The sequence below is a fragment of the Lamprobacter modestohalophilus genome, from assembly GCF_016583905.1.
GTDB classification, from domain to species: domain Bacteria; phylum Pseudomonadota; class Gammaproteobacteria; order Chromatiales; family Chromatiaceae; genus Lamprobacter; species Lamprobacter modestohalophilus.
In genome coordinates this window covers 22,399-39,081 of record NZ_NRRY01000027.1, presented here as the reverse complement: position 1 = coordinate 39,081, position 16,683 = coordinate 22,399, and the positions used below count along the sequence as shown (strand labels likewise).

Sequence of the window (16,683 nt, the reverse complement as noted above, 5' to 3'; positions counted from 1 at the left end):
GACGATCGTTGTGCGCAAAGGCACAACGCTGCCCGATATAGCCGTTCCACCTGGTTGGCGGACAAAACGCGCTAAAAATATCGGGATTTCAGGCTCAACTTGTCTGGAAGTCAGCGCGAATGGCTATAACGTGAATCTAACGTGATTCATTTTCCGGCGTGGCGCTCAGCCATGAGCGTTAGGCCGTGATCGATCTATTCTTGGTCGTGGGCCGCAGTGAGGGCCTGCTTCAGAATGGCGGGATCATCGATCTCTCGAATCGCTGTGACGGTGCCGCCCTCGGCCTCGATCAGCGTCACCTTGCCGCGCTCGCGGGGAATCATCGCCGTGTCTTCGGCCTCATGACCGAGCAGCATCGGATAGGGCAGCTTCCGCATCTGTGGCAGTGCGACCAGCTTGGAGACCACCGGCGGCATGCCGTCGATATCGGCGACGTAGACGATGCCGGCTGCGGCGAGGCTGTCGCCGGTTTGTCCGGCGAGTGCATCCTCAATCAGGCTGGCTGCATCGCGGCTGGCCGAGAAGAGGATCAGGCGTGTTTCGGGGCTGATGCTCTGCGGCTTGTCATGCTGATCCACCAGGCTGAGCGCGGGAAGCGGGTCACCGACTGACAGCGGTGCCGCGGGGAGGATGGCAGGCAGCAGGAGGAGGGCGAAGAGAATGATAGGTTTCATCATCGGTACTTAACCTTGGTGATTGTTCGGGACTCTAACAAGCCATGTTGAGGTGGTCGCGGTCCGCGTCAAACCACCTGTCCAAATCCACCGCCGCCGGGCGTTTGCAGCACAAAGACGTCATTGGGTGCGGCAGTGCAGGTGTCGGTGCCGCTGAGCGGCTCGATGCTGCCGTCGGCGCGCTCGATCCAGTTGCGACCGCAGGCGCCCGGCTCGCCGCCGGCAAGGCCGAAGGGCGGCACCCGTCGGCGATTGGCGAGGATGCCGACGTCCATCGGCTCCAAGAAACGGATGCGCCGCTCGACGCCATCGCCACCCCGATGACGGCCATTGCCGCCCGAGCCGCGGCGGATTGAGAACGCGTCCAAGCGCACGGGGAAGCGCCACTCCAGTACCTCGGGGTCGGTGAGGCGTGAGTTGGTCATGTGCGTCTGCACCGCGCTGGTGCCGTCGAAGTCGGGGCCGGCGCCGGAGCCGCCGCAGACGGTCTCGTAGTATTGGTGGCTTGCGTTGCCGAAGCTGGTGTTGTTCATGGTGCCCTGGGCCGCGGCGAGCATGCCAAGCGCGCCATAGAGGGCGTCGGTGATGGCCTGGCTGGTCTCGACGTTGCCGGCGACCACCGCAGCTGGATAGCTTGGGTTGAGCATCGAGCCTTCCGGGATGATCAGCTCGATCGGTTTCAGGCAGCCTTCATTGAGCGGGATCGCATCCTCGACCAGGGTGCGGAAGACATAGAGCACGGCGGCGCGACAGATGGCGGCCGGGGCGTTGAAGTTGCTCCGCTGTTGCGGGCTGGTGCCGGTGAAGTCGACCCGCGCCTGGCGCCGCTGCCGATCGATCGAGATCGCGACGGCGATCACGGCGCCGTCGTCCATTTCAACACGGAAGTGACCCGGTTTCAGCACCTCGATGACGCGGCGCACCGATTCCTCCGCGTTGGCTTGGACATGGCCCATGTAGGCCTGCACGGTGGCGAGGCCGAAGTGGTCGACCATCTTCAGCAGCTCCTCGATCCCCTTGGCGTTGGCCGCGATCTGCGCCTGCAGGTCGGCAAGGTTCTGCTCGGGATTGCGCGCCGGATAGGGGCCGGCGCTGAGCAGCAGCATCACCGACTCGCGCTGGAAGACGCCGCGCTCGACCAGCTTGAGGTTGTCGATCAGCACGCCTTCCTCGTCGACGGAGCGCGAGCGCGCGGGCATCGAGCCGGGGCTGATGCCGCCGATGTCGGCATGATGGCCACGGCTGCCGACATAGAACAGGATCTGCTCGCCAGCGGCATCGAACACCGGCGTGATGACGGTGACATCGGGCAGATGGGTGCCGCCGTTGTAGGGCGCGTTCAGCGCATAGACATCGCCCGGCGCCATGCGGCCAGCGTTATGCCGTATCACCGCGCGCACGCTCTCGCCCATCGAGCCGAGATGCACCGGGATGTGTGGGGCATTGGCGATCAGTGCGCCATCCGGATCGAACAGGGCACAGGAGAAATCGAGCCGCTCCTTGATGTTGACCGAGAAGGCGGTGTTCTGCAGCCGATAGCCCATCTGCTCGGCGATCGACATGAACAGATTATTGAAGACCTCGAGCATCACCGGATCGCAGTCGGTGCCGATGGCGCGGGTCTTGGGGCGGGCCTCGACCCGTTGCAGCAGCAGATTGCCGAGATCGGTCACTTCAGCCTGCCAGCCTGGCTCGACGACGGTGGTGCCGGTCTGCTCGACGATGATCGCGGGGCCGGTGATGCAATTGCCCGAGTGCAGGGCGGCGCGCTCGAACAGCGGGGAGGGATGCCAGTCTCCGCTGCTGAACACCGAGACGGTGGCACTCGGTGGTGGCACTGGTCCCTTTGATGCCTTCACTGCTGCCGAGGAGCCTTCGGCCTTGCCGATGGCCTCGACAGCGATGTTCGCCGCAATCAGTGCTGTGCCAGGCATCAAGAAGCCGAAGCGGGCGCGATAAGCGGCCTCGAAGGTGCGCGTGATCTCAGCGGCGAGTTCTGCGCAGCTCTCGGCAGTGAAGGTGAGGGTTCGCTCCTGTTCACTGTTGAAGGTACTGTCGTCACGGCTGCTGCCGCTGCCGCTGCTCCCGCTGCTGCTACCGATGGCGGGGTTACCTTTGCCGTTGCCATTCCTGCCATAACTGCTGTCGATACCGCCGCTCCTCCCAATATCCTCTCGGCTATTGCTGCAGTTAGCGTAGCCGCTGCTTTCATTGCAACTACTACCAAAGTCCACCTCAAGCGCAGCTTCAGAACCTTGGTAGCGCAGATGCAGTCGGCGACGCAGCTCGATGCGCTCAACCGGGATCGATTGGGCGCGCAGCTCCTGCTCGGCCTCGGCCGCGATGGCATCGAGCGCTGCCGCGAGCTCGCCGTTGCTGAGCACCTCATCCAGCGGCTGTTCGAGCGAACGCTCGCGCAGCGCCCGGACATCGGCGAGCCCCATCCCGTAAGCCGAGAGCACGCCGGCGAGCGGATGCAGCAGCACCCGCGGCATGCCGAGGGCGTCGGCCACCGCGCAAGCATGCTGACCTCCGGCGCCACCAAAGCTGACCAGGGTGTAGTCGGTCACATCGTAGCCGCGCTGCACCGAGATGGTCTTGATCGCATTGGCCATGTTCTCCACGGCGATGCGCAGGAAGCCCTCTGCGACCTGCTCTGGGATCGGCCGCTCGCCAGTTGCCGAGGCAATCTCATCGGCCAATGTGCTGAATGCGTCCCGCACCGCATCCAAGTCGAGCGGCTGATCCTGAGTCGGTCCGAACACCGCCGGAAAGAAGTCCGGCTGGAGCTTGCCGAGCATCAGGTTGCAGTCGGTGACCGCGAGCGGACCGCCGCGGCGGTAACAGGTCGGTCCGGGATCGGCGCCCGCGCTCTCAGGTCCGACCCGATAGCGCGCGCCGTCGAATCGGCACAGCGAGCCGCCGCCAGCGGCGACGGTATGGATCTGCATCATCGGCGCGCGCAGGCGCACGCCAGCGACCGGGGTCTCGAGGGTCCGCTCGAGGGTGCCGGCATAGTGGGCGACATCGGTTGAGGTGCCGCCCATGTCGAAGGTGATCAGCTTGTCGAAGCCGGCCTGGCGTGCGGTCTCGACCGCGCCGATGATGCCGCCGGCTGGGCCGGACAGGATCGCGTCCTTGCCCTGGAACAGATGGGCGTCGGTCAGTCCGCCGTGGGATTGCATGAACTGCAGACGTGGCTTGGCGTTTGCGAGCGCTGGGCGTTGCGTCTTCGCGGCTTCTGTACCTTGGTGATTCCTGTTTTGCTCAGCCTGGCCGTAGTCAGCAGGGTCCTGGTTGCGCCGGTCACTAGGCGCCGCGCCGTCCCAAGCTCCAGCCCCAGTTTCAGCCACCGTTTCAGCCACCGTTTCAGCCACCGTTTCAGCCCCAGTTTCAGCCCCAGCCCTCGTGCCAGTGCTAGTGCTAGTACCGAGTAGGCCTTCGAACTGCTCGACATAACGCCGAAGTAGCGGCGAGAGGTAGGCGTCGACCACCGTGGTGTCGCCACGACCGATCAGCTTGATCAGCGGGCTGATCTCATGGCTGGTCGAGATCTGGCCAAAACCGATCGCCTTGGCGAGGGCCTTGATGCGTTGCTCATGCTCAGGGTAGCGATAGCCGTGTAGGCAAAGGATGGCGACGGCGCGGATGCCGTCGTGATAGGCCCGCTCGAGACGCGGGCGCAGCGCGTCGAGATCGAGCGGGGTGATCAGGCTGCCATCGGCGCTGACGCGCTCGGTGACCTCTTCAACGCGCTCGTAGAGCATCTCGGGAAGGATGATCTGGCGCTCGAACAGGCGCGGGCGGGCCTGATAGCCGATGCGTAGTGCATCACCAAAGCCGCGCGTCACGAGCAGCAGCACGCGGTCGCCCTTGCGCTCGAGCAGTGCGTTGGTGGCAACCGTGGTGCCCATCTTCACAGCGTCGACTGCGGCACTCGGCAGGGGTTGATGCGGCGCCAGACCAAGCAGCTGCCGAATGCCTTCGATGGCGGCATCGACATAGGCCTCAGGGTTCTCGGACAGCAATTTCTGCGTGACGAGGCCACCATCGGGCCGGCGGCCGACGATGTCGGTAAAGGTGCCGCCACGGTCGATCCAGAACTGCCAACCGGTGGCCGAGGACTGCTGTGGTTGGGATTCGGCCGAATCGCACTGGCTCATTGCGGCATACTTCGCGAGTTGTCATCGTGACGACCCCTGATTCTAACCCGGGAGAAAGGATGACAGCTTCCCGACCAAACCCTTTGCCGACTCGGAAAGGGTTCAACAACAACCTGAACCAATGGTTGGCTCGATGGGCCGAACCGCTGCGCTTGTTCTATCCTGCTTGTGCAGTTCGCTTTTGCAGCGTTACTCAGGCTCGCGCCGCCGCGCTGGCCTTGTCGCTGCCATTGCTGGGCGTGCTTCTCTTGGCGTCGGCCCCTGTTTGCCCAGCGCGGGCGGATGCCGACCTTGCCAAGCTGCGAGCGGCACTCGCGGCCGGGACCATCTCGCCAGAGCAGCTGCTGCAACGCGCGTTGCAGCGGATCAAGGCACTCGACACGAGTGGTCCGACGCTGAATAGCCTGGTTGCCGTGGACCCGCGTCCGGGCTCGGGTCGAGCTCCGGGCTCGGTCGCAGGGGGCGCGGGATCAGCTCGACAGGATAAGGGCGCCGAAAACGGAGCGTTGAGTGGTATCCCGGTCGTCGTCGGCGACACCATTGATGTGAAGGATTTGCCGACCACAGCAGGCTCGGCGACCCTGCGAGGTCATCGCCCACGAGCGGATGCCGCTGTGGTCGCCGCGTTGCGGGACGCCGGTGCACTGCCATTCGCCAAGGGCAATACGCGAGAGCTGGGTCTGCTGCCGAGCCGTCCCGGCTATAGCTCCGCCGGTGGTCAGACGCTTAACCCCTACAATCTCGCTCGAGTCGCATCCGGCGTCGCGGCGGCGGTCGCGGCAGGTTTTGCGCCGGTTGGTATTGGCAGCGACGGTGCCGGCGATCTGCGCAGCGCCGCCGCCCAAGCTGGTTTGGTTGCGATACGCCCGACGCGTGGCTCAGTCAGCACCCATGGCGCACTGACGTTGCCACTGTCGCTGGATGCGATCGGTCCCTTGGCTCGGTCGGTCGATGACGCGGCCTTGGTGCTCGCGGTGTTGGCGGGGAATGACCCTGAAATCGCGCTCTCGCGCCGGTTGAATCCGGCTAGCGCTGACTCCCGTGCTGAGTCCGAAGCCGAAGCCGAAGCCGAAGCCGAAGCCGAAGCCGAAGCCGAAGCCGAAGCCGAAGCCGAAGCCGAGGCCAGCAGTGGCAAGCTGAAAGGAATGCGGTTCGGTGTCTTTAACGCCCTGGCTGGCGGTAATCGTGAAGTGGATCAGGCCTTTGACCAAGCCCTGCGCTGGCTCGAGGGCGACGCTGCCGAGATGGTCTCGCTTGAGCTTCCGGCTGGGTTCGAAGAAGGTTGGCCGCAATGGAGCGCGCTGCTGCGCGAGACCGAGCTGCGGGACCAGCTCAATGCCTATCTCGCGCAGGTTGGCGACGGCCGGCCAAACCACCTGGAAGGGCTGCTGCGGATGAGCGAGTCACCGCTGATTCGCGGCTCTGGGTCGCCTGTAGACCCGGCTGCGCTTGCAATGCTGAACCGAGCATTGGAAGGCCCTGGACTGGCCAATCCGGACTATCTAGAGGTGCTCTCAGTGCACTTGCCGGCGCTTCGCTCGGCGCTACTCGCACGCATGGCGGAGCATGGGCTGGACGCGTTGGTGTTCCCAACCAGCCTTTGCCCAGCGCCTTCACGGCTTGATGATTACGACACCAGCTATAACTGTGATGCGCCTGATCCGAACCTGCCAGCGGGTCTCGCCGCCGCATCGGGGTTGCCGGAGATCACCGTCCCGATGGGACAGACAGCGCGCGGCCTGCCGGTTGGCCTCTCATTCTTGGGCGTTCCGGATTCGGAGCCGACCCTGATCGGGCTTGGCGCTCGTTTCGAGCAGCTACGTGGCGCGCCGCCTTGGCCGGAGGCGGTGCCAAAGCATCCCCAGGACACGAGTTCCGGTTAACGTGAATCACTCGCCTTTTCCGGGTTGCAACCCGGGTATTTGCCGTCACTCTCCAAAGACGACGCAATTTTCAGGTGCTGCGGCGAGCAGAATGGCCGTTGCGGCAAGCACTTCAAGGTGGTTCTATCCCATGTCTGATCTGTCCCACGATGAACGTCTGACGCTGACCAAGCGCACCATGAGCCTGCTCGAGAGCTGGAATCTCTCGGCAACCGATATGATGGTGCTGCTGCAACTCCCCGAGAGTGTCAAGGCGCGCAACATCGCGCGCTTTCGAGAAGAAGAGCCGTTTCCCGATAGCGCCGAGGTGAACCGCCGGGTGTCGTACTTGCTGCGCATTGAGGAGGCCCTACAGACCTACTTCCCGCGCAATCCGGAGATGCGCGATATGTGGGTGAAGCGCGGCAACAAGCAGTTCGGCAAGCGTGCGCCGGTTGCCGTGATGGTCGAGGATGGCGAAAGCGGTTTGATCTCGGTGCTCTCGCATCTGGATTGCACCTTCGCTTGGGACCTGACCGGCTCCAAGACTGCTTATGAGGCGGCCGGCTAAGGTTCGGTCGAGTGGTCGGCTGAGCTGGGGTTGAGTGCGGGCAGTCGCGTACGCTGCAGCCGCTCGCCGAGCAGTCCGCAGAATGCGCCCCAACCTGGGCGTAAGGCAAGGCGCAGCTCGCGCTTCCAGCGTTTCATCTCCAGCTGGCCACCGTTGTAGAGGGCGTTATCGAGCTCCTGGAGAAGACTGCGAACACGTGCTGCATCGGCCCCTGGGCGGAGCCGCAAGATCCGATCTGCCATGCGCGGAAGCGGCTCCCGACTGGGCGTGCGCAGGCTCTGACAGGCGCTGCTCTGAAATCTCAGCGCCCACTCGCTCGCGCTGTCCGCGCGCTCGGCGGCGATAGCGCAGCGATAGACCCGCAGGCTAGCGGGCATCAGCCTTTGCAGGCGGCTACGCAGGGCTAGCCACAGCACGGCGACCAGCGCGCGTGGGTTGAGTCGGCGCAGGCCATTCCTGAAGCCAGCGCTCAGTCTGGAGCTCAGTTGGGTGCCGGTGCCCCGAAGTCTGTGCCCCCAACCTGGTTGAGAGGTCGCGCTCGCGCTCTTCGCCTCGGCACTGGACGCCGGTTTCTTGACGCGGTACCAGACGCCAGCCCAGTAACCGATTAGTAGCAGCATGATGCTGCCCAGTGGTATCCAGAACCAGCGCCAACCCTCGCTGCCGCGGCCGCTCCAGCGGCCTTCGTCTCTATCAGTGCTGTTGCCGGTGCCGCTGCTAAGCCCGCCACCGAGCCATCCCGGCCATCCGGTGCCGCGCCCAAATCCGAACGGACCAGACTCGCCAGCAACGGAGAGGCGACGGATCGGGACGCTCGAGGTCTCGCGCCGGGCAGTGTCCACATTCCACCAATTGACACGAAGCTCTGGCAGCTGAAGACGACCGCCGGAATAGGGAACCAGCGTGTAGATCTCGGTACGGATGCCTTGGAGCGTGCGTCCATCGTCGCTCAGGCGGGTATCGATGATCGTCTGCTCGCGGTAAGCGCGAAAGTCATTCGATGCAAGCATCGGCTCGAGATTGGGCAGCTGAGCGCCGGTACCGCCGGTCGCCTGCATGCGCAAGGTGAGGGTAGTGGGCCGGCCTTCGGCGAGTGGTGTGGTCTGGTCAAGCTCGCGCGTCAGCTGCAGGGCCTGCAGCGGGAGCCAGGGTCGTACCGAGGCGACCACCGGCCGCACCTCAAGACGTTTGGGCGCTGCAGCCACCGCCGAGAACGGGACGCCACCGGCGAGGGTGCCGGAGACCTCGAACGGCCCGACCTGAACTGATCCTTCGCGCAGCGGGGTCAGCGCCAGCATGTAGCTGTTGACGATCTGCCGCTCGCGGCCGCTGCCACGCACGCTGGTGGTGGGTCCGGAGATCTCTTCCAGCAGCACCGCGTCAAAGCCGGCAAGCTCCGGCGAGGCCGTCGCGAGATTGCCAGAGCTGAGGACATCGAGCCGCACCAGCACGGGCTGCTGCACGTAAGGTTGGGTGTCGAGCAGGCTGACTTCCAGAGACGGCTGAGCGCTTGGCCGTGCGCCCTGCTGATACGGGTTGTAGCCGGGGCCGCTTGGGTAGCCGCCAGGCTGCTGATTGGGATAGGCGCCTGGATAGGGGCTGGGTGAGCCTGCTCCCGGGTACGCTGGTGGCATCTGTTGCCAGGCTCCAGCCTGCGGGTAGCCAGCCGGTGGTTGTTGGCTAGGGACTGATCCGGGTGGAACGCCGCGCGCGTTGGTCGGGGGCTGGGGTCGGAAGGTCCAGGGCTGGCCAGGCTGCTGTGGATAACCCTGCTGGGCGAGCCGCGGTTGTCCCCAGGACGCCTGCGATGGGTTCTGCGCGTCCTGAGCGCTCGCTGTTGTGGTGAGGCCTAATGCGCTGATGCCTAAGGCCGTGACGCCTAAGGCTGTGATGCCTACCGGAGCGAGGCCTAAGACCGAGGCGAGGAGTGCGAGTGCGAGTGCGAGCGTGCGTAGCCTGATCCACGCCCACTGGATGCTACGGTCTTGATCCGGATGCCGAGTGGCTATTGGGTGCTGTGGGCGCCCTGCTGCGAGCCTCGCTACCATGGTCGAGCCTCCTGCAATTGGCCACCGCTCTCGCGCAGACGCAGTGCCTCCTCGAGCCGGAATTGGTTGCGCATCAGGTGCGTCGGATCGCCCTCGACCTGCTGCAGCCGCTGCTCGATCACCGCCATCCCTGGGCCGAGCGCGGCCTCGCCATCGAGCGCGGGCCGATCGCTGATCCCTTGCTCAGGGTCCAGCGCCTGCCAAGGCAAGGCCCCCTGCTGATCGAAGCGGTCGACCGACTCGGCTGCTCGATCGGCGGCGCTGAGATCGGGCTCGGTGCTGGCCTGCGCGGCGCGACGGCCCTTGGCGTCGGGCCGATCAGCGCGCTCGCTCGATTCAGGTTCCGGACGCTGCTGATCCTCGTCGGAGCCGATGTCCTGAGCGTCGGGCTCCTGCTCGCTTGCCTCATCGCCGCCGGCGCCTTCGCCAGCGGCTTGATCGTCGTCAGGCTCTTGGCCCTCGTTGGACCCTTCGTCACCGCCGACGCCCGGTTGTTCGCGATCCTGATCGGTCGATTCATCGGCCCCCGCCTGATCCTCCGGAGTCTGGCCGCCAGCACGTTGCTCCGCATTGGCTTGGTCGCCGTGCTCACCGGTTTGATCGTCGCTATGCTGTTCGTCGCTGCCGGTGTCCTGTGACGCGTCTTGGCTGTCTGGCTGCTCGCCCTTGGCTTGCTCTGATGCTGACTCCCGCTCGCGGTCGCCGTGCTCGCCGGTCTCATCCGTTGTCTCGGTGTCGTCTAGGTCGCCGCCGGCCTTGTCTGACGCTGATTCATCCTCGCTGCGGCCCTGCTTCGCGTCAGCGCTGTCGCCGCCCTCGGCATCGTCTTGCGGCTCCTGCTGCTCATCACCACCGCTTTTGCCGCGCTGTTGATCATCTGCGGTCTGCTCATCGGATGCGGCGTCTGACGCCTGATCCTGGGCATCGCCTTGCTGCTCGCCGCCCCCGGATTGTTGCCCTTGCTGCTCGCCTTGCTGCTGTTCGTCTTGCTGCTGATCGCCTTGTTCTTGTTCGCCTTGCTGCTGCTCGTTCTGCTCCTGATCACCCTGCTCCTGCTCGCCCTGCTCTTGCTCTCCTTCTTCCTGTTCTCCCTCGTCTTTGGGCTCGCCTTGTTGCTGTTGCTCCCCGTCCTGCTTCTCGTCCCGCTCCCCGTCCTGCTCTTCAGACTGTTCTTGGTCGGCGGCATCATTTCCAGCATCTGGGCGATCTTCGCTGTCTGCGGTCTGTTCGGCGTCTTGCTCTTCGTCCGGCTCGGGTTGCTGCTCTTCGGCAAAGGCCGCTTGCTCGAAGCGCGCGAGTTGCGAGCGCGCAAGGGCGAGGTTGTACAGCGCATCGTCGTGCGTCGGCTCGGCGCTCAGCACCTTTTCGTAGGCGTTGATGGCGCCGGCATAGTCGCCCTGCGAAAATCGGCTGTTTCCGAGGTTGTAGAGGGCCTGGGTGCGCATTGCATCGCGCTGCGGCTCGGCAAAGGCGGCCTCGGCTTCGGCGTAGCGGCCGGCGCGATAGAGTGCGACGCCGCGTCGGAACGGGTCGCTAAAGGTTGCCGCAGCGGCGGCGTAGGCGCCGTTCTCGTAGTCGGCAATCGCCTCTTGCTCGCTATTCTTGAGCCAGCCTGCTTGGGCTGTGCTGGGAACGGTCGCCGTTGCAGTGATCAGCACTGTCGCGCCCAGCGCCAGGCCGAACATGCTGGTGGCTTGAGCACTGGTCCCCGAACTTCCGATCCCACGGGGTTCGACGCTAGCGTCGCCGGCGCGCAGTACCAGGCGAGGAGCTTGTTTCGAGCTGACGGGCGGTCGGTCAAGCGCGGGCGCACGGCTTCGATCAGGTTTGCCGTCGGACGTTCGATGGCGTGCGCGACCTGTGATCCATGCAAGCAAACGCGGGCCGAGCCGCCCAAGCCAATGACCCTGGTTGTGCTGAAGACCCTGGTCCATCAGGCTGACCTCCCGCCATCTCGGCTGGAGCCAGCGTTGCCCTGGCCCTGGCTGACGCCTTGGCGGGCCGGTCGCTTGGCGCTGGAGCCGAGCCAATCCCGAAACCGCGGTAGCAGGAGCAACAGCAGGAGGGCAACCGGGATATAGAAGCGCTCGTGCCAGACCCGGGTGCGATCATTGCTGATCTCGGCCGGGAGTCGGCTCTGCGCGGCGATCTCAAGGATGGCGCGGGTGTCGTCATCTCGATAGTCGGCGAGTCGATAGAGGCCGCTGCCGGCCGCGGCTAGCGCCTGCAGCTGATCCTCGTCGAGCCTGGTGCGCACCGGTTTGCCGTTCGGGGCCAGCAGCGGACCGCGGTCGCCGGGAACATCGGCGCCCTCAACGGTGCCGACGCCGAGCACATGCAGCGGCATGCCGCGCTCGGCGAGCGTTCTGACGCGGTCTTCGAGTCCAGGCTCGTCGAAGTCGCCGTCTGAGATCAAGAGCATGGCCTTGGCGCTGTCCTCGGGCAGGGCGTCCAGCAGTTGCTCGGCGCGGTCGAGCGCGCCCTGCAGCCGACTGCCTGGCAGTTGCGTGAGCCCGGTGGAGAGGGCGGGCAGCGTCAACAGCAGGGCGCGGCTGTCCTCAGTGACTGGTGAGATCACATGCGGTACCGAGGCGAAGGCGATCAGCCCGAGCCGCAGCTCCCGGTTCTGCAAGATCAGGTCTTGAACCTCTTGGCGTGCGCGGCCGAGCCGGCTCGGCGCCGTGTCGGTGGCATCCATTGAGCGCGAGATGTCCAACAGGATCAGCAGATTATCGCCCGGGTGAAAGAGCTGAACCGAGGCCGAGTCCCAGCGCGGCCCGGCCATCGCCGTGAGCAACAACAGCCAGAGCAGGGACCAGCTGAGGAAGCGGCCCCAGCGCTCGGTGCGCCGGAGCTCGCGGACCCCAGACAGATGCGGCAATAGATGCGGGTCCGCGTAGCGATGGATCGGGCCGCGCGCTGCTTTAGCGGCGCTGCGCCAGAGCCAGAGTGCGACCAGTGGCAAGGCGAGCAGACCCAAGAACCACTGTGGCTGGCTGAAGTGGAAGCCGGTCTCAGGCATTGCTCGACCTCCGCACGGCGCGACGCCGGCCCTCGGGGAAGAGGCCGAGCAGGAGCAGGGCGAGCAGCGCGAGCGCGAGCGGCCAGCGGTACAGCGGCTCCGGTAGGAACACGGTGCGGGTCTCGGACTCGGTCTTTTCGAGCTCACCGATGCGCTCCGAGATCTCCTCGAGGGCGCGCGTGTTGGTGGCGCGGAAATAGGCGCCGCCGGTCACATCGGCGATTTGCTGAAGGGTCTCTTCGTCCATGGTCAGGTCATCCCAGTACTCGATCTTGCCTTTGTGCAGAATCGGGATGCGCGCCTGCTTGCTGCCGACGCCGATGACGTAGATGCGAATCCCGTCGAGGCGGGCCAGGCTGGCGGCTTCGAGCGGTTGGAAGCTACCGGCGGTATTGTCGCCATCGGCGATCAGGATCATCACGCGCGAGCCTTCGGGGCGCTGGCGCAGCTTCTTGACGCCGAGGGCGATGGCATCGCCGAGTGCGGTGCTGCCGCCGGCGATGCTCGGCACGACGCCGTCGAGCAACTGGTGGACAGCGTAGCGGTCGATGGTGAGCGGGGAGAGCACGAAGGCCTCGGTGCCGAAGATGATCAGTCCGATGCGATCGCCAGCGCGCTCGTCGATGAAGCGCCCCATCACGCCTTTGACCACCTGCATGCGGTTCAGCTGCTGGCCGCGATCGCTGAAGTCGAGTGCGTCCATCGAATGCGAGGCATCAACCGCTAGCATCAGGTCGTAGCCCGGGGTGCTCACCTCGGTATGCGGCACGAGCCATTGCGGGCGCATCAGGGCCAGCACCAGGGCTGCCCAGAGCAGATAGAGCAGCAGACGGCTGATGCCGCTCATGAGGTCGTGGCCCGGGCGCCGTGCCCGATAGACACTTTCGAGCGCTTCGAGCTGCGGATGCAGCAGCGTGATGCGCTGGCCTTGGCTGCGCGGCTCGGTGTCAGCATCGCTGCCCGATTGGCGTGGCCAGAAACGGTTGAGTAGAAACGGGAGTAGGAAAGGCAGCGGCAGCAGCAGACCAAACCAGGGCCAGGCGAATGCAAAGGCGTTCATCTGGCAGTCCCTGCGGGCGGTTTGTGCTGACGAAAGGCCTTGGCGACCTTGTGTTTGGCGACCTTGTGACCGTGCGTGGTGAGCCAGCGAGACGCCCTGCTGAGCAGGCTAAACGCGGTACCGCTTTTGCTGGCTGCGCGCTCTGCTGACCGGTCTTGACGGGGCTCGGCTCCGCGCTTGGGCGCCTTGAGGGGGGCGGTGATCCAGCGCTCGGTGGCTGCGATCAGCTGCTCGAGTTGTCGCTCTGCGTGCTGTCGGTCTGCAATCGGTTGTTCTGGGAGCAGGTCGCGACCGCGATCGCGGCTCGACCCTGGGGTGTTCTTGGTCGCCGGTTCCGCGATATCCGGCGCATAGGGTGCGCTGACGATCAGCTGGCCATGCTGGCGCCAGTTGAAGCCGTCCGGATCATGCGCGCTGAGCCAGTCGAGCCAAGCCTGGCCATGCAGGCCGGCGCAGGCGCTCCGTCCGTGCCGCGCCATGGCGATGCGCTTGAGCAGTTCGGAGAGTTCGGCCAGACGGACCTTGAGTGAGGCGCGGCCAGAATCGCGGCGCAGACGCTGCAATTCGCGACGCGCATCCCAACGCCAGTCTCCGATCCGAAGCAGTGGAATCGCCGGCAGGATCGGCCGTGCGCGACGATAGTGCCAGCCGAGTGCCACAGCGGCGATGGTCAGCCCAAGCAGCAGCCACCAGCCTGGCGCTAGCGGCCACCAGGGGTTGCCGAGGGCGTCGTGGATGTCGCGCAGCGTTCGCAGATCAGGATTCAAACGTTGAGCTCTTGGTCAGAGGGTGCGTCAAGGGGTTGCGTCAGAGGGTGCAGGAATTAGATGGCGCGCGAGCGCGCGCGTTGCTCGAGGCCGCTGATCAGGCTGGCATGGATGTCTTGCTCGGTGTGAATCGGCATCAGGATGATATTCAAGCGGTTGGCAAGAGCCGATAAGGTTTTGCGGCGCTGTCTCCAGGCCTCACGGTAGGCGGTTTGCGCTTGGCTGTCATCGGTATCGATCTCGATCAGGCGACCATCGGTGCCGCGGAAGCTGACCTTGCCCATCGCCGGGATCTCTTGGTCCGCCGGATCATCAACCGGGATCAAGACCACCGAGCTGCGCTGCCGGAGGTTGCCGAGCACCGATTCGAGATTGCGTGCCTCGCGGTTGAGGTCGGCGATGACGAAGATCAACGATCCTGTCGGCAGACCACGGGAGGCGCGCTTCAGCGCCCCGGCTAGGCAGTCGATCGAGGCACTTTCGGCCGAGCCGGGCAGGGTCAGGGTGCGCAGCAGCTGCCAGAGCGCGCGCCGGCCGCGTGCAGGGCGGAAGTGATGCAGGCCTTGCTGAGGATCGCCAAATGCCATGCCGCCAACCCGGTCTTGCAGCCGGCTCGCGGCCCAGCCGATCAGCGCCGCCGCCCGCGCCGCCTGTACGCCCTTGAAGGTGCCGCGGGTGCCGAAGGCCATGTGCGGGCCGCGATCGACGCAGAGCACCACGCTGCGCTCGCGCTCTTCGCGGAAGACCTTGAGATGCGGTTCATTGATGCGCGCAGTGACCTTCCAATCCATGTAGCGGATGTCGTCACCCTCGCGGTATTCGCGCACCTCCTCGAAGTTGACGCCCGCACCGCGGAACACCGACGCATAGAGCCCGGCAAAGGTCGAGTTGACCAGATGATGCGAGGAGACACCTAGGGTGTGGGCCTGGTGTCTGAGCTCGAGCAGGTCGTCGAGGCGAGGATAGAGACTCATCTGTCGAGCAAGTCCGGCTTAATCGCACCGATGACGGTGGCTCTTGCCGCCATGACGTGGGTCATGACATCGGTCATGACGTCGGCTAGGACGCCGATCATGATTCCTGCCGTGACAGGCCTCATCAAGGGATGGCGACCAGGTTCAGCAGTCGGTTGATGAACTCATCGGTGGTGATGCCCTCAGCCTCGGCCTCGAAGGTGAGCAACAGGCGATGGCGCAACACCTCAGGGGCGATCAGCTGGATATGGTGCGGGGCGACGAACTCGTCGCCATCGAGCCAGGCGCGGGCGCGGGCGCAGCGGGCCAAGGCGATGCTGGCGCGCGGTGAGCCGCCAAAGCGGCACCAGCGCGCGAGGGCGTCATCGTACAGCTTCGGCTGACGCGTAGCCTGCACCAGATCGACGATATAGCTGAGCAGTTTCGGGTCGATATAGATCGCCGAGACCGCACGCCGAATGGCGAACAGTTCCTGCTGGCTGAGCCGCTTCGGCGGAACCACCTCGTTGCGCTGCTGTTCACTCGCGTCGAGCTCGAGGATCAGCAACTCCTCATCCCGAGTTGGATAGGTGACCACTGCTTGCATGAGGAAGCGGTCGAGCTGGGCCTCGGGCAGGTGATAGGTGCCTTCTTGCTCGACCGGGTTTTGCGTCGCCAGAACCATGAACAGATCCGGCAGCGGGTAGGTGCGCTGGCCGACGGTGATTTGTTGCTCGGCCATCGCTTCGAGCAGCGCGGATTGCACCTTGGCCGGCGCGCGGTTGACCTCATCGGCGAGCAAGACATTGTGGAACAGCGGCCCTTCGCGGAACTCGAACTCGCCCTTCTCGTGGCGGTAGATGTCGGTGCCGATCAGGTCCGAGGGCAGCAGGTCCGGCGTGAACTGGATGCGATGGAAGTCGCCTTCGATGGAATCGGCGAGCGCCTTCACCGCGGTGGTCTTGGCCAGGCCGGGCATGCCTTCGACCAGCAGATGGCCGTCGCTGAGCAGGCAGACCAGCATGCTGTCGACGAAGCGCTGCTGGCCGATGATGCGCGAGGCGATGTGGTCGCGAACGGGTTGAAGCGCGTCTGGTGTCATGCCGGTGTGTGTGACTTCCTGATAGATAGGGCGAGCTGTAGATTAGGGGCGAGGCGTAGGGCGACAGGATGGCGACCAATGAGCCCCGGAGGTGTCTCAGGCTCTGTCGCGCAGCGGCGCTATCCTGAGCGGTTTAGTCGGGTCGCGCAAGCCTGCGTCGGTCTTGCTGGCGACCCTTTGAACCGATTGCGAAGGCTGATCGCCTTGGTTGCGTGAGGCCGAAGGCAGTTGACAAGTCGGCCGCTTGCAGTTCTACCCCTGTCAGTTGTCCACATTGATCAACCGGGCTGCTTGCCGCCCGTTCAGCATGCCTCAGTGTGCTCAGGGTCTCGAATTCAGCATCGTAAAAACAATGGGTTACGCCGGTGGTCAAAAATGCGTCAATCTGTCGTCAGGGCAGAGCAGACGCGCGTTTGGCGTGCTTGTGCTTATCTTTCCCACAGACTTATCCACAGACCTGT

The 16,683-nt window shown here is 65.0% G+C and carries 11 protein-coding genes; 2 read left to right on the top strand and 9 right to left on the bottom strand.

What is annotated here, in order from left to right; all coding sequences use genetic code 11:
• Positions 1 to 194: 194 nt before the first annotated feature.
• Positions 195 to 674: a hypothetical protein gene (locus CKO42_RS15685; RefSeq protein ID WP_207148748.1), complete on the bottom strand. Its 480-nt coding sequence runs from the start codon at positions 672 to 674 to the stop codon at positions 195 to 197.
• Between the two features lie 68 nt (positions 675 to 742).
• Positions 743 to 4,837 (bottom strand): hydantoinase B/oxoprolinase family protein, encoded by a 4,095-nt coding sequence (locus tag CKO42_RS27360; protein ID WP_242479428.1) that lies wholly within the window; start codon positions 4,835 to 4,837, stop codon positions 743 to 745.
• A gap of 218 nt (positions 4,838 to 5,055) precedes the next feature.
• Between CKO42_RS27360 and CKO42_RS15670 the strand changes: the two genes are divergently transcribed.
• Positions 5,056 to 6,720: an amidase gene (locus CKO42_RS15670; protein WP_200246075.1), complete on the top strand. Its 1,665-nt coding sequence runs from the start codon at positions 5,056 to 5,058 to the stop codon at positions 6,718 to 6,720.
• Positions 6,721 to 6,850: 130 nt separating this feature from the next.
• Positions 6,851 to 7,270, top strand: a complete 420-nt coding sequence (locus tag CKO42_RS15665) for a DUF2384 domain-containing protein (RefSeq protein WP_200246072.1) — start codon at positions 6,851 to 6,853, stop codon at positions 7,268 to 7,270.
• On the opposite strand, the gene CKO42_RS15660 is transcribed toward CKO42_RS15665, so the two are convergent.
• The 7 genes from CKO42_RS15660 to CKO42_RS15630 form a co-directional block, all read right to left on the bottom strand.
• Positions 7,267 to 8,904 carry a BatD family protein gene (locus tag CKO42_RS15660; protein ID WP_200246070.1) on the bottom strand — a complete coding sequence of 546 codons (1,638 nt, stop codon included), beginning with the start codon at positions 8,902 to 8,904 and terminating at the stop codon, positions 7,267 to 7,269. The genes CKO42_RS15665 and CKO42_RS15660 overlap by 4 nt on opposite strands.
• A gap of 407 nt (positions 8,905 to 9,311) precedes the next feature.
• A complete protein-coding gene (locus tag CKO42_RS15655) occupies positions 9,312 to 11,003 on the bottom strand; it encodes a tetratricopeptide repeat protein (protein WP_200246067.1) in 1,692 nt (563 codons plus the stop codon).
• Between the two features lie 248 nt (positions 11,004 to 11,251).
• On the bottom strand, positions 11,252 to 12,340 hold the full coding sequence (locus CKO42_RS15650; RefSeq protein WP_200246064.1) for a vWA domain-containing protein: 1,089 nt from the start codon (positions 12,338 to 12,340) through the stop codon (positions 11,252 to 11,254).
• Positions 12,333 to 13,400, bottom strand: coding sequence for a VWA domain-containing protein (locus tag CKO42_RS15645; protein ID WP_200246061.1), 1,068 nt, complete (start codon positions 13,398 to 13,400; stop codon positions 12,333 to 12,335). The genes CKO42_RS15650 and CKO42_RS15645 overlap by 8 nt, the downstream gene beginning before the upstream one ends.
• Complete coding sequence (locus CKO42_RS15640) at positions 13,397 to 14,167, bottom strand: DUF4381 domain-containing protein (RefSeq protein WP_200246059.1); 771 nt, start codon at positions 14,165 to 14,167, stop codon at positions 13,397 to 13,399. The genes CKO42_RS15645 and CKO42_RS15640 overlap by 4 nt, the downstream gene beginning before the upstream one ends.
• Positions 14,168 to 14,223: 56 nt before the next feature.
• Positions 14,224 to 15,141 carry a DUF58 domain-containing protein gene (locus tag CKO42_RS15635; RefSeq protein WP_200246057.1) on the bottom strand — a complete coding sequence of 306 codons (918 nt, stop codon included), beginning with the start codon at positions 15,139 to 15,141 and terminating at the stop codon, positions 14,224 to 14,226.
• Between the two features lie 124 nt (positions 15,142 to 15,265).
• Positions 15,266 to 16,222: an AAA family ATPase gene (locus CKO42_RS15630; protein WP_200246054.1), complete on the bottom strand. Its 957-nt coding sequence runs from the start codon at positions 16,220 to 16,222 to the stop codon at positions 15,266 to 15,268.
• Positions 16,223 to 16,683: the final 461 nt, after the last annotated feature.